This window comes from Nisaea sp. (assembly GCF_040217065.1).
In the GTDB taxonomy this organism is placed as follows: domain Bacteria; phylum Pseudomonadota; class Alphaproteobacteria; order Thalassobaculales; family Thalassobaculaceae; genus Nisaea.
On sequence record NZ_JAVJNX010000011.1, the window covers coordinates 533,343 to 546,635 of the forward strand.

Genomic DNA, 13,293 nt, shown 5'->3' on the forward strand with positions numbered 1-13,293 from the left:
CCAGTTGTTCCGCATGACAATGCATGGCGCCCCACTGGAATAACAACGCCCCCGGTAAAATCAAACAGCTATTTTTATAGCTTTTCAAACAGGCGACACCGTCATCGGCGCCGGTCCCCCGCCGGTCATTGTCCCGGGGCCAGAGGAATACCGCGCGCGCTGTATGGATCTTCAGGACCAGCGGTATCCGGATGTCTGGTAGCCTTTCACCGGTTCGCTGAAGATCTGCTCCGCTTTCATGCCGGCTTCCAGAGCGGCGCCGACACAGACATGCAGCGGCAGCAGGTGCTCCTCCCGCGGGTGACAGAACCGGGCACCGGGAACCTGTTCCCAGTCGATGAGACGTTTGGCCCGGTCGCCCGGCCCCAGACCTTCGGCGCAGACGGCTTCGTCGATCCGGGCGTGGAATTCCCGCGCCTTGGAATATCCCGCCTCAAGATCCACTCGGGAGCGGCCAATCAGAGCTTCGATATTGTGAAAGCTGAAACCCGAGCCAATCAGGGTGATGTCCTGCTCAAGCAGCCCGGCCAGAGCCCTCCCCATCCCCAGATGCTGTTCAGGATCAAGCGAAGACATCAGGGACATCTGCAAAATCGGAATATCGGCTTCGGGCCGGATCAGCATCATCGGCACGAACGTGCCATGGTCGAATCCCCGCTCCGGATCACGGAGCGCGCCGGTGCCCTGTGCCTCGAGCGCCGAGACCACAGGCTCTATGAGATCGGTTGCCCCGTGGGCCGGATAGGTGAAGCGATAGGATTCTTCCGGAAAGCCGTAATAGTCGAACAGCATTTCAGGGTGCGGCGCCGTCGACAGGCATGGCAGGTCAGCCTCCCAATGCGCGGTGACGAGCAGGATCGCCCTGCTGGCGCCTACTGTCGCGTGCAGGGAGCGAAGTGCGTCCGCCAGCCGTGCATAACCGGGATCGCCAAGCAGCGGCAGCGGCCCCCCGCCATGCGGTATGAAAAGTATCTGCCCCATTACCGGATCTCCCTGGACGCCCACCTGCTTGTGCCTGGGCCGATCATACTCACAAGCCCCGGCAGTTGATCCAGCCGAAAAGCTGCTTCGCCTCCTCCGTCTATCGCCCCCACAAGTGGGAGCGGTCGGCGAAAGCCTCTCCTTTGACCCGGCATCGCGGAAGCCGGGAATACGGCATTAATCGGCCAACATGATCCGTTCCGAGATCAACGGCAACCTGGAACGAATCATTCACAACAGGAGCAATGTTTGACCGGTCCCTTCTATTCTCACGGCCCAACCTAGCAAATCGGGAATGAATTTTATATCTACCGTCGAACAGACCAGAAAACTCGCCCGGCCTGTGGACTGCCGCGCATGGCAAGGTCCGGCCGTATGAAAGAATGGAACGCGACAATGAAACCGATCATCACAGCATTGATCGCCTTGGTCGCCCTGTCCGGGGCAGCCGTGGCCCAGGTGGCGACACCCCTGGTCAGCGTCGACTGGGCTGTGGCCAATATCGGCAAACCCGGGATCGTGTTTCTCGATGTCCGCGGCACGCTCGCCGGCGCCAGCGAGGAAGATTATAAGCGCGGCCACATTCCCGGTGCGATCTGGACGAACTATCTCAAGGACGGCTGGCGCAATCAGGACGGAAACGGCACCATCGCCCAACTGCCGAATGTTGCCGTGCTTGAAACACTGATCGGGGATCTTGGCATCGCAAACGAAGACCATGTCGTCATCGTGCCCGCCGGCGGCGCGGCAATCGACGTCGGAACCGCGACGCGGGTCTACTGGACGTTCAAGGTCCTCGGCCATGACGCGGTCTCGATCCTGAACGGCGGCATGAAGGCATATACTGCGGAAATCGATGCAGACACCAAGGCACCGCTCAACCCGATCGAGCAGGGCGAGGTCAAGCGTGACCCCGAGATCTTCTCTGCCGAACTTCGCCAGGACATGCTGCTGACAAAAACTGACGTGACAACGGCCTGGAGTGCCGGCGGCGTGATGATCGACAACCGCCCCTACGCCCAATTCCTCGGCATTACCAAACACGGCAAGGCGAAACGCTCCGGCACCATTCCGGGCGCCCACAACCTGCCGGAAGACTGGCTGACGGAAAATGGCGGCGTGCTGAAGGACAAGGCCGGGATCGAGAAGCTTTACAAAATCGCCGGTGTACCGACCTCCGGGAAGCAGATCAATTTCTGCAACACCGGACATTGGGCCAGCCTGGGCTGGTTCGCCTCGCACGAGATCCTGGGCAACAAGGACGCCAAACTCTATGACGGCTCGATGGTCGAATGGACCGCCGATCCGGCGCTGAGCGTCCAGTCCGCGATTGCGCAACAATAGGCGGCACTTTGCCGGGTACAGCCGCAGCACACGCATCCGCGGGCGCTGGACCGCTTAGATAAACTTTTACAAGGCAGGCTTCGGCCTGCCTTGCGCGTTTCCGGCAGAGGCCATCGATGGTGTGCTGCGGATGAATGCGGCGAACATTCAGAGTGCACATATCGACGTCGGCAGTTGACCAGGATTCAAGATCTGGCGGTCAGGGTCGATGGAGCCGGAAAGAGGATCGTCACGACAGTGCCACGACCCGGCTCGCTGGCGATTGACAGCTCACCATCGTGCAATTCCAGATAACGTTGAACGAGGGAGAGTCCGAGGCCGGTACCTTCGTGCATCCGCGCATAACCGGTATCAAGCTGCACGAAGGGCTGCAGCGCCTGCCCGATCTTGCCCTCCTCCATTCCGACGCCATGGTCATGCACCGCCACTCCAACCCGATTGTCGGCGGTCGTCACGTGCCGGACCGTGACCGCGCCCCCCGGATTCGAGAATTTGATGGCGTTGCCAATCAGGTTGAGGAGGATCTGGCGCAGCAGCCGTGTGTCGGCAAACAGAGTCGGCGCATCCGCCGGTACCTCGTTGACGAGTGCAATGCTCGATGCATCCGCCCGTTCCTGGAGGATATGGAAGCATGTCTCGGTGATGGCCCAGGCAGAGACCGCTTCCCGGGACACATCCACATGTCCGATTTCGACCTTGGAGAGATCGAGAATGTCGTTGATGACCGCCAATAGATGCTGGCCACTCTGGTGGATATCTTCGGCATAACCGACATAGCGTTCGCTCAGGGGACCAAAGCTCTTCCTTGTCAGCAAACTGGAAAACCCGATCACCGCATTGAGCGGCGTTCTCAGTTCGTGGCTCATATTGGCGAGAAACTGGGTCTTCGTCTGGTTGGCCAGCTCGGCGGCAAATTTCGCGGAGCTGAGTTCCTCGATGACCCGGTTGCGCTCAGTAACGTCGGTATATGTCGTCACCATCCCCCCGTTGGGCAACGGACGGCCGAATATTTCCAGGACCGTGCCGTCTGGACGGGGGCGCTCGAAATCACGCGACTGGAGCAGACTGGCTTCGGCTACCCTCTCAGCGACCTGCGCATCGATATCACCCGGACCATATTCGCCTCGCTCAGCATTAAACCGCACGAACGCTTCAAAAGGATCACCAGGCGCGAACCGGTCTGGCGGAAAATCGAGGAGTTCCAGATAGCGCTGATTAAAGGCGACGGCCTTTAGATTCGCATCAAACACAGTGATGCCCTGGGCCATATGGTGAAAGGTCGCCTCCAGCAGCGCATGCTTCTCCGCCGCTTCGCGCCGTGCTTCGACCGCTTCCGAGATATCGGAGCCAGCGCCACGATATCCGGTGAAACAACCGCTCGCGTCGAACACCGGCTTGCCGTTGACACGAAAGTGTCGATCTTTGCCATCCGGCCCCCGGAACACGTACTCGAAATCGCGGAACGGCCGGTGCATCTCCAGATCATCGAAATGGCGATGCCAATTCTTATCGATCCCCGCGGTTGCAAAATCCCGGCGCTTCCGGCCCAGAAAATCCGCCGTCGAAAGCCCGGTGATCTGCTCGAAACGCTTGGACAAATAGGTGTAGCGGTGGTCTGCATCGGTTTCCCAGACCCAGTCGGCGGCGATCTCCACGATGTCCGCCAACCGGGACTCGCGATCGCGTATCGTATCGCGCGCCGCTTTCAGCCTGCGCCCGACCAGGGCACCGATCACCCAGACCAGGATCGTCAGCAGTAGGCCCAGCGCCAACAAACCCCATGAGATAAAAGAAGTCAGCGACCGTGCCGTGGAGCCCAGCTGTTGCGAGAAGATCTCCTCCAGCTGGATCAGGTCGGCGTCGATCAGCTCGATCTCACGGACCAACTCGCGACGGGCATCGAGATTTTCGGGGGTGGTCAGGATGAGCTGCCGAAGCTGATCCGCCAGTGCATCGATCTGTTTGACCCGTTCGTCTGCGAGAACCCAGGTCTCGCGCGCCGGCTTGAAAAGCGGGTTTTCCTTGAAGACCCGATAAAGCCATGCCATGCGCACAACATCATTGGGATGATTGCTTCCCTGGATGAGAAAGGCATAGCTGTCAGTGATGGGCAGGTCCTCGGCGTCGAGGATCTCCCGCGCTATCCCATCGCTGATCGTCGGGTGAAAGCGGCGGCGGTATTCGTCATAATCCTGCTGGTCTCCAGTCCGCGCGAACCGGAACAGGGACGTTACCGCACTGAGATGTCCCTTGGCATAGTGGGTCGCCCCGTTGCTATATCCACGGATGATGTCGACGACCGCAACACCGGCAGTACCGGCGGCGATGGTCACGCCGATGACGATCGTCATCATCGTCAAAAACAGCGCCACGGGGCGAATCACTGCACGAGGCATATTGGGGTGCTCTTGCTCACGGTTAGGTGGCAATCCTACAAGAATATGGTTAGCAATGGATTAAAGACCGCTCAGCGATTGCTGATTTGCGTTAGCTATGATGCGATCCCTGGCCGTGAGGGGAAATGGACCGCCGATCCGGCACTGAGCGGCCAGTGCGCATGCTCCCGGCCTTTCGATCCCTGTCTCCGGGCCTCCGCTGGCTGATCCCGTGCATCTGTCCATCCCGACGGGCTCACCGCAGAATTTTGTCCCCGCATTGATCTGCGGCGCAGCGGGTGCCGTAACAAATCCAATAGCAAGACGCCGAGAAACGCCGTGTCAGACAGGCGCTGGCGCCGACCGCCCCATAATCAATTGAAAGAGACAGGATTTGACGGATCACGAAACCAAACCGGTTGTGTTCTTTGACGGCTCCTGCCCGCTCTGCAGGGCCGAAATCGGCATGTATGAAAACAGCGCGCCGGAAGGAGCGCTGCGTTTTGTCGACATATCCGAGCCTGCAGCCGCTTTGCCCCCGGATCTTGACAGGGAAAAGGCGATGGCTCGGTTTCATGTCATCGGGCAAGACGGGAGGATGCTTTCGGGAGCCGCGGCCTTCGTCGCGCTTTGGCGGCACCTGCCCGGATGGCGCCGGGTGGCCGGAATTGCGTCGCTGCCGGGCATGACGCCGCTCCTGGAATGCGGCTACCGCCTGTTTCTGCACGCGCGTCCCGGCCTCGTGCGGCTGTTCGTCGCCGCCCGGCGGCTGAGACCGGCACGGTAACGCCAGGATGCAGAAGATACCGCCGTCCCGCGACCCGCATGCAGGCATCCGCCTCACATCATTCGATCCCGACGGGGTCGCCGTAATTTTCGGCGCGTCCGGCGGCATTGGCGCGGCACTCGTGTCTGCTCTGGGCGCGGCAAACCACTTCAAGACGGTCATCGGCTTCAGCCGCGGCAGCGCCATTCCCGTCGATCTTGCCGATGAGGCCAGTCTGGAACGGGCGGCGAAGACGGCTGCGGCAGCGGGAACCATCCGCCTTGTCGTCGATGCAACCGGCTTTCTCAGCGATCCGGGCCAGCCCCCGGAGAAAACCTGGCGCGACCTCGAAGCAAAGAAGCTCGCCCACGCTTTCGCAATCAACGCCATCGGCCCGGCGCTGCTGATGAAACATGTGCTGCCAAGGCTGCCCCGTTCCGGCAAGGCCGTGTTCGCCACATTGTCGGCGCGCGTGGGCTCCATCGGCGACAATCGCCTGGGCGGCTGGTATGCCTATCGCGCCTCCAAGGCCGCGCTCAATCAGTTCGTCCGGACAGCGTCCATCGAACTGGCGCGCCGCGCGCCCGAAGCAGTCTGCGTCGCCCTGCATCCGGGGACTGTCGACACATCCCTGTCTGCCCCGTTCGCCAAGCAGGGACTTTCCCTGCACACCCCGGCTGCGGCAGCAGCGGATCTGCTCACCGTTCTGGACGGGCTCGAGGCCGGCGACAATGGGGGGTTCTTCGACTGGCGCGGCGATCAGGTGCCTTGGTGACGGATAGATCCGGGCTTCGGCAAACAACCGGCCTGCGGTTCCCCGGGGTGAAGACGCTCCGCATATCCAGATCCCGCCCCTAGATATTTGAACTGTTCGAGATTTCCACGTACCTATGCAGGTCGACCTGACAGTGCCCGCGCGCCCCCTGCCTCCGAACGGTCAGGGTCGGCAGCCCGGGCGAAGCAATTCGAACTTTGCGCGAGTTTAGTCTATTAAGCTTGCCCGACGCCGTGACCGGCCGGGATTTATCAGCCAGCACCGGCTGGCCACTTTAGAAGAGAGAATACTTTTAAATCATGAAGCTCCGCCGCTGGCAGCAAAGTGTTATCGACGATTTCCAGTCCATACGCGACCGCTACAAACGCTTTGTTCTCAAGGCCCCGACCGGGGCCGGGAAAACCGTTCTTGCCCGGGAAATCATCGACCGGTTCTACGACGGCAAGAACGTGCTCATCCTGTGCCACCGGCTGGTCCTGCTGGACCAGCTTCAGGCGGCGCTGGCCAAGGGGCGGCGCGTCAGAACGCTGAACGTTTCGGACAAGGGCGAGGCCTTCACGGATTACGACGTCCTCCTCTCCACCAGCATGCGGGCGCGGGAAGTGCTCGAGGACGCCATCCCGAAGGCTGACCTGATCATTGTGGATGAGGCGCACCGCGTCTCGCCGAACGGCAGGGGCTACAAGCGGATCATCGATCTGTTTCGCGAGAAGGGAAAGGCCGGCGCCCATTTCATGGGCCTGACGGCATCACCCGAACGCCGGACCGGCGATCAGCGTGACCAGCTGAGCGCGGCGTTCGACGCCATCATCGACTGTGCCGACATCCAGGACCTGATCAGGGAAGGCATCCTGGTGCAGCCGCGATACCGGCCGCATTTCGTGCATGACCTGAATCTCGACGGCATCGAAGTCAGCTCCGGCGAGTATCCCGTGTCCCGGCTGACCGACGAGATCATCCGGTCGTCGATGCTCGATTACGCCACGCGGGCCTATCTGGAGGAACGGGAGAACATTCATCCGCTTCCGATATCCGCCTGGTTCTGCCCGGACATACGGGTCGCCGAATTTACCGAGGAACGCCTGCGCGGCATTGGAATCAAGACGGCAATCATAACGGCGGGAACGCCTCTGCGGGAGCGGCGCCAGATCCTCGCGGCGCATAACAAGGGCGATATCGAGGCGCTGATCTCGGTCGGCGTGCTGATCGAGGGATGGGACAACCCGGAGTGCAACATCATCGTGCATATGCGGCCGACCCTCTCGAAAGTCCTCTGGGGCCAGTCGATCGGGCGCGGGCTGCGCTCCTCGCCGAGCAAGAGTGAATGCATCGTCATCGATGTCAGCTCGAACTGGACGACCTTCGGCCCGGTCGAGAACCTGAAATGGACCCTGTGGAGCCCTCCCCGGTCCTTCCTGCAGTTTCAGAACCGGTTCAACTGGATCGGCCAGCAACAGGACGACGAGGAGAATCCGGAAACCTATCTGCTCTGCAAGAACGAGCTGGGCGGCGGGAAATCATGCTCCCACATCTACCGGAAGGGTCTCTTCGAGGGCGACACATGCCCGGCGTGCAACAAGTATGCGGCCGTCGATATCTACAAGGCGCAGAAACTGGACCTGACGCTCAACGACAACAAGCTGCACCGGATTTTCTTCTCGAAAGTGCCGGAGATCTATCAGAGCCTGAACGTCTCGATCTGGGCAACGCTTGAAGGCAGCGCCTGGCGCACGGCAACCGAGAAGGAGATCGCGTTTCTTGTCTTCTGCCTGGCCTTCGTGAAGTCCTCCCCCGAGGTCGCCAGCACCGAAGGGCTCTATTGGGAGGACACCCTCAGGACGGAAGCGGAAATCCGCCGCGAGCTGATCGATAACAAACGCTTTGTCGTCAAGAAGATGGAATTCGAGCTGGGCTGGCTGGCCGACGGTCTGGATAAACGGCGTCAGATTCGCACCCTGCAAGCCGACTACGGCGTCTCCCTCATGGGGCCGCTGCTCAACGATCTGTCCCGGGCGGAATGCGAGGCGAAATACCAGCGCGCCGTGAAAATAACGGAACGGATCGTCACCCTGGGATGTTCGACCAGGGACGATCTGCCGTATTTTGTCGCCTAGCCGGTGGTCTCACAGGCTGGAACGCCCCCATTGCGGCCGTCACGCCAGGGTAACGATGATCAGCTCGGGTCTTCCAGTTTCACATTGTACTTCTCGAGAATCCTTCTTTCCGTCTCCCCCTTTATCGCCCGGCGGCCCTCATCCCAGATCCTTATGAGGTCCTGTCTTTTCGCGGCCGGGATCTTTGCTGAAAAGATCGGTCTCTCGACAAGTTTTCTCTCCAGGCCGGGATGCACGATCTGCAGGTCGTCATGCAGGTTCAGCCGGTTCAGAACGTGCTGAAGCACCAGCTCGTTGTCGGCATACAGGTCGACCCTGTCTTCGACGATCATGCGGAAAATACGGTCGAACACATCATCGTATCCGGCGATCACCTCGACGAGGTCCGCATTTTTCGGATCTTCGATATAGTCCTGGTAGGGGACGCTCATTGAGCTGTAGTCCCAACCGGGGCCGGTTGCGACGCGTTTTCCCCTGATCGACTGGATGCCGTTATAGCGCCACGGGTCGTCCCGCCGTATGACAAAGGCTGTCGTGTAGGCAAATGTCGGCTCGTTGCCGTACACAAACGCGTTCTCTGCGTGCGTCGAGCCGACATATTCGGGCAGAACATCACAGAGACCGTCCGACACCATGGCGAGCCCGCGCGCCAGTGGAACTTCGTAAAACTCCAGCTCATATCCCTGCGCAGTATAGATCTCGTCGAACATGTCGATGACGACGCCCCGTGCGGAGGCCCCGTTCGACGGGAAGATTGTCAGCGGCGACCACTGGTCGTAGCAAACCTTCAACGTCTCCGCATGTCCGGCGCTGCCGATGCCGGATCCTGCAAGCAGGAGCAGCAGGAAAGACAGGCGATGCAGCATTTTAGATCTGGACACGATCACGACCTTTGTTTTTTGCCTCGTAAAGTTTCAGATCGGCGCGCTTCAACAGCGCGTCCACCGAAATGTCTCTTGGCTCGGATGATGCGACACCGAGACTGATGGTGCAGGTGACTGTCTTGCCGTCGACATCCAGAACGGAGGTCCCTACGGCCTTCCGGATTTCTTCTGCAAGCCGGGAGGCTTCATCAAGATCCGTATCAGGCAGGAATATGGCGAATTCCTCTCCGCCGATTCTTCCGAAAAGGTCCGGCTTTCTCAGCAGGTCCCGGGTGACATGCGTAAAATGGACGAGCACCTTGTCGCCGACGAAATGCCCGTGCGTATCGTTTACTGACTTGAAGTGGTCCAGATCCATCAGAATGAATGATGACGGCATGTTTCTGCGCAGGGAAAGCGCGAGCAGAGGGTCTGCATGATCATAAAAGCTTCCGCGATTCAATATACCGGTCAGTGAATCCTTTGCCGCAAGGTCTTTCAGCTTTTCGTTGGCGACAAGCAATTCCTCGGTTCTCTTCGCAACAGCATCTTCCAGCCAGATTCGCTTCGCTTTCTCGTCCTCCAACAGACGTTCCTGATGCGTCTCTATGTCGGAAAGCATCACGTTCATATGGTCCTGCAGCTGCCGGAGTTCGTTGTTCTCGACGACCGAGAGACTTATCCGTCTGCCGGTTTTCCGGTTCAGCCTCAGGTCGTCAATCTGCGATATCAGTTCGCTCAAGGGGACGGCCAGAAACCGGTCAAACGCCCATATAAAGGAGAAAAACAGAATTGAGATATTTATGACGGTACCGATAAATATCAGGAAAAAATTAAACAATATCCTGTCAAAAACGACCTTGGAAGATGAGTGTATTTTCAAAGATCCAAGGTATGTCCGTTTATTATTTGACGACCACATCAAGCTGGAATCGATACTGAAAATGGACAGTGGCGCGGATGCCATTGTATAAGTCTTTTTGGACACGATTACATCTGCCCGCTGGTCAATAATTTCGATTCCTTCAACAATCGGCATGTCAAGCAGCCCGCTGGCGAGCGATTCAACCTGTTTTTCATTGTATTGCCAAAGACTGGTGGAAAGAGGTGCGCTGACAGTTTGCGCCAACTGCTCCAATTCCTGCAAAATTGACTCTTTGGTCTTTACATATTCTGTCAGGAACTGGATACCCGTGATCAACAGGGTAACAGCCAAGTAAATGGAAAAAATAACACGCAATAATTGTTGCGACAGATTGTTAGGTCGAAAAAATCTAGAACGCATTTTTCATTCCGGGCAGGCTTTGGGATTACCGTAGATGACCCTAGTATTAATGGCATAATTTTCAGTTAATGCGCACCCGGCAATGTGCGCGTGAACAGGGCCGCCCGAACCGCCAGGACACTTCGTCTGCGGGGCGCCTTTGGTGAATTTCGGTACCGGATTACGAACGGCGGTTCGCATAGGAATATTTGTCGATATTTCCGGGTTCCGGCGGCGGCGCGGAGCACGGTAGTCAGCCCGGGACGGTGCAACCGAACGGAGCCAGCGACGCTAGGCGGCTAATCAAGTCGCATTTTCTGATTGGAGAAATGGTAGCGGAGGAGGGACTTGAACCCCCGACACGCGGATTATGATTCCGCTGCTCTAACCAGCTGAGCTACTCCGCCCCATGGGGCTCGCGGGGGCCTGGCCGAAGCCGTCTTGCCCGCGCGGAAGCACGCATATAGGCGAGCCGGGCCGGGCTTGTCAACAGAGGGGTGCCCTGCCCGGCTGAATTCTTTACCGGCTCTCCCCGCCGGCGATCAGCTTGCGCCGCAGCCAGCTTGACGCGCCGTCCATCATGAACACCATGACGATGATCAGGCTGATGATATAGAAGGTGTTTTCCCAGTCGCGCGAGGTCCGCATGGTCTCCACCAGGACAAGGCCGATGCCGCCGGCACCGAGGGCGCCGATCACCGTTGCCGAGCGGGTGTTGGATTCCACGTAATAGAGGAACTGCGAGGTGAAGACCGGCAGGATCTGCGGGATCACGCCGAAGCGGTAGCGCTGCCAGCGGGTCGCGCCGGTGGCGGAAACCCCCTCCACCTGCTTGCGGTCGATATTCTCCAGCGCCTCGGAGAACAGCTTGCCGAGGGAGCCCGTATCGGTGAAGGCGATGGCGAGCGAGCCGGTCAGCGGGCCGAGGCCGAAGGCCCGGATGAAGATCAGCGACCAGATCAGCATGTCGATGCCGCGGACGAAATCGAACATCCGGCGCACGACGAAGCGGATCGTGCTGTTCGGGTTGAAGTTCGATGCCGCCACGAAGGCCAGCGGCAGGCCGCAGAAGGCCGCCGTGACGGTACCGAGGACCGCCATCAGGATGGTCTCGAACAGGGCCACGGCGACATGGCCGTGCTGCCATTCCGGATTGCCCCAGAAGCTCGCCAGGATGTACTGCCAGTTCGCCTGGCCCGGGGTCAGACGGTCTCCGGAAGCGGCGAGTGCGGCCAGCTCACCGACGCTCTTGCCGTGCAGCTCCGAGGTAAAGGGGAACCAGAAATTTTCCCAGCCGTAATTGAACTTGTGGATCTCGATCTTGGCCCGGGTGAATTGCACCCTGCGGGAGAAGGTCGGCCGGGCATCGAGCTTCACATCGCGGGCATTGAGCCAATCCGGCACCGGTCCGTCGGGCAGCGTGGCGACGATCTTCTTGCCCACCAGTTCGGCATGGATGGTGCCGTAACCCGGCACCTCGAAATCGACGCTCTCACCCTCGACCCGGACGACATATCCCTCGCCGAGATCGACGGTGAATGTGTCGGCATTGCCCGTCACCCAGTCCGGCAGCGTCTCGAAAGTCGCATGCCGTTCGCCCTCGATGGCGACCTCGAAGTCGCCCCGGCGGAAGCTCTTGGTGACGTGGGTCTTGTAGGCCACCGCATCGGAAATCAGCAGCGCGCCCTTGGAGAGCTGCGCCCGGGAAAGCAGCGCCGTGATGTCGAATGCGGTCCAGGCATAGAAGAGATACAGCACCACGCCGGCCAGCAGCAGCATTGGCGTGGCGGAGGCCTTTTTCACCGCGATGCGGACCGGTTCGGCCATGAGCGCAGCGCCCTGATCGGAAATGACAGCCATATCCGCCTCCCCTAGCTGAAATTCTCTGAGCCGACGAAATGCCGGCGCAGATATGAGGAAAGCTGATCAATGGCGACGATCGACAGGAACAGCATGAGGAAGAGCGCGGCGGTCTCCGACCCGGCGCCCCAGCCGATGGCCCGGCTGAGTTCGGATCCGATGCCACCGGCGCCGACAAAGCCGAGAATGGCGGAAGCGCGCACATTGATTTCGAAACGCAGCAGGAAATAGCTGCTGTAGTTCGGCAGCACCTGCGGGATGACACCAAAGCGCACACGTTGCAGCCATGTGCTGCCGGTCGCCTTAAGGCCTTCCAGCGGCTTTACGTCGATATTCTCGTTCACCTCGGAGAACAGCTTGCCGAGCGCGCCGGAAGTATGGAACGCAACCGCGATGGCAGCCGGCACCGGGCTGGCGCCGAGCACGAAGATCAGGAACAGCGCAATGATCAGTTCCGGGAATGCGCGCATGATATCCATGATGCGCCGCACGACCGGAATCACGGCCCCCGGAACCTCCAGATTTCGGCTGGACAGCAGCGACAGGATCATGGCGAAGACAGCGCCGATCAGCGTGGCCACGGCCGCGATGTTCAGGGTCTCGATCAGGGCCGGCAGGAATTTCGGGAACAGGGCCCAGAAGCCCCATCCCTGATCCCAGGCCTGCATGACGATCTGCGCCGGGTAGTCGAAGAACTTGGACAGGCCTTGCAGGAAGCCGCCGGAATTGAGCGAAGAGGCCTCGCTATAGCCGGAAAGCACGATGGCGAGCAGCAGCGCGAGGGAAAGCCCGGTGTAAAGTCGTCGGCGCCCTTCGAGCGCGATCACTTCCTGGCGCATCACTTCGACCATGGGTATGTCCTGCAAATTGGGAACTTGAGATTTTCGGACCCGGGGCCCGGAACGTGACCGGGACCGCGCAGAGGCGATCCCGGTCCGTGTTCAGTCAGCA

The 13,293-nt window shown here is 59.8% G+C and carries 10 protein-coding genes and 1 tRNA gene; 4 read left to right on the forward strand and 7 right to left on the reverse strand.

The features are described 5' to 3' along the window. Positions 1-171: 171 nt before the first annotated feature. Positions 172-981, reverse strand: a complete 810-nt coding sequence (locus RH950_RS20755) for a DODA-type extradiol aromatic ring-opening family dioxygenase (protein ID WP_350059661.1) — start codon at positions 979-981, stop codon at positions 172-174. A 396-nt stretch (positions 982-1,377) separates the two neighbouring features. Between RH950_RS20755 and RH950_RS20760 the strand changes: the two genes are divergently transcribed. Continuing rightward, on the forward strand, positions 1,378-2,325 hold the full coding sequence (locus RH950_RS20760) for a sulfurtransferase (protein ID WP_350059662.1): 948 nt from the start codon (positions 1,378-1,380) through the stop codon (positions 2,323-2,325). A 185-nt stretch (positions 2,326-2,510) separates the two neighbouring features. Here the strand turns inward: RH950_RS20760 and RH950_RS20765 are convergent, their stop codons facing one another. Then, positions 2,511-4,697 (reverse strand): PAS domain-containing sensor histidine kinase, encoded by a 2,187-nt coding sequence (locus tag RH950_RS20765; protein ID WP_350059663.1) that lies wholly within the window; start codon positions 4,695-4,697, stop codon positions 2,511-2,513. A gap of 397 nt (positions 4,698-5,094) precedes the next feature. On the opposite strand from RH950_RS20765, the gene RH950_RS20770 reads away from it, so the two are divergent. The 3 genes from RH950_RS20770 to RH950_RS20780 all read left to right on the forward strand — a co-directional run bounded on the left by RH950_RS20770 (position 5,095) and on the right by RH950_RS20780 (position 8,355). Next, positions 5,095-5,487 carry a thiol-disulfide oxidoreductase DCC family protein gene (locus RH950_RS20770; RefSeq protein ID WP_350059664.1) on the forward strand — a complete coding sequence of 131 codons (393 nt, stop codon included), beginning with the start codon at positions 5,095-5,097 and terminating at the stop codon, positions 5,485-5,487. A gap of 7 nt (positions 5,488-5,494) precedes the next feature. After that, positions 5,495-6,241, forward strand: coding sequence for an SDR family NAD(P)-dependent oxidoreductase (locus RH950_RS20775; RefSeq protein ID WP_350059665.1), 747 nt, complete (start codon positions 5,495-5,497; stop codon positions 6,239-6,241). A gap of 299 nt (positions 6,242-6,540) precedes the next feature. Then, on the forward strand, positions 6,541-8,355 hold the full coding sequence (locus RH950_RS20780) for a DEAD/DEAH box helicase (protein ID WP_350059666.1): 1,815 nt from the start codon (positions 6,541-6,543) through the stop codon (positions 8,353-8,355). A gap of 59 nt (positions 8,356-8,414) precedes the next feature. On the opposite strand, the gene RH950_RS20785 is transcribed toward RH950_RS20780, so the two are convergent. The 5 genes from RH950_RS20785 to phnE (RH950_RS20805) form a co-directional block, all read right to left on the reverse strand. Next, complete coding sequence (locus RH950_RS20785; protein WP_350059667.1) at positions 8,415-9,236, reverse strand: substrate-binding periplasmic protein; 822 nt, start codon at positions 9,234-9,236, stop codon at positions 8,415-8,417. Continuing rightward, positions 9,223-10,503 (reverse strand): GGDEF domain-containing protein, encoded by a 1,281-nt coding sequence (locus tag RH950_RS20790; RefSeq protein WP_350059668.1) that lies wholly within the window; start codon positions 10,501-10,503, stop codon positions 9,223-9,225. Before RH950_RS20790 ends, RH950_RS20785 begins: the two co-directional genes overlap by 14 nt. A gap of 309 nt (positions 10,504-10,812) precedes the next feature. Continuing rightward, a tRNA-Met gene (locus RH950_RS20795) sits at positions 10,813-10,889 on the reverse strand. Between the two features lie 112 nt (positions 10,890-11,001). Then, entirely contained in the window at positions 11,002-12,342 is a 1,341-nt protein-coding gene (phnE, locus tag RH950_RS20800) for a phosphonate ABC transporter, permease protein PhnE (protein ID WP_350059669.1), read from the reverse strand. An 11-nt stretch (positions 12,343-12,353) separates the two neighbouring features. Then, positions 12,354-13,193, reverse strand: a complete 840-nt coding sequence (gene phnE, locus RH950_RS20805) for a phosphonate ABC transporter, permease protein PhnE (RefSeq protein WP_350059670.1) — start codon at positions 13,191-13,193, stop codon at positions 12,354-12,356. Between the last annotated feature and the right edge of the window lie 100 nt (positions 13,194-13,293).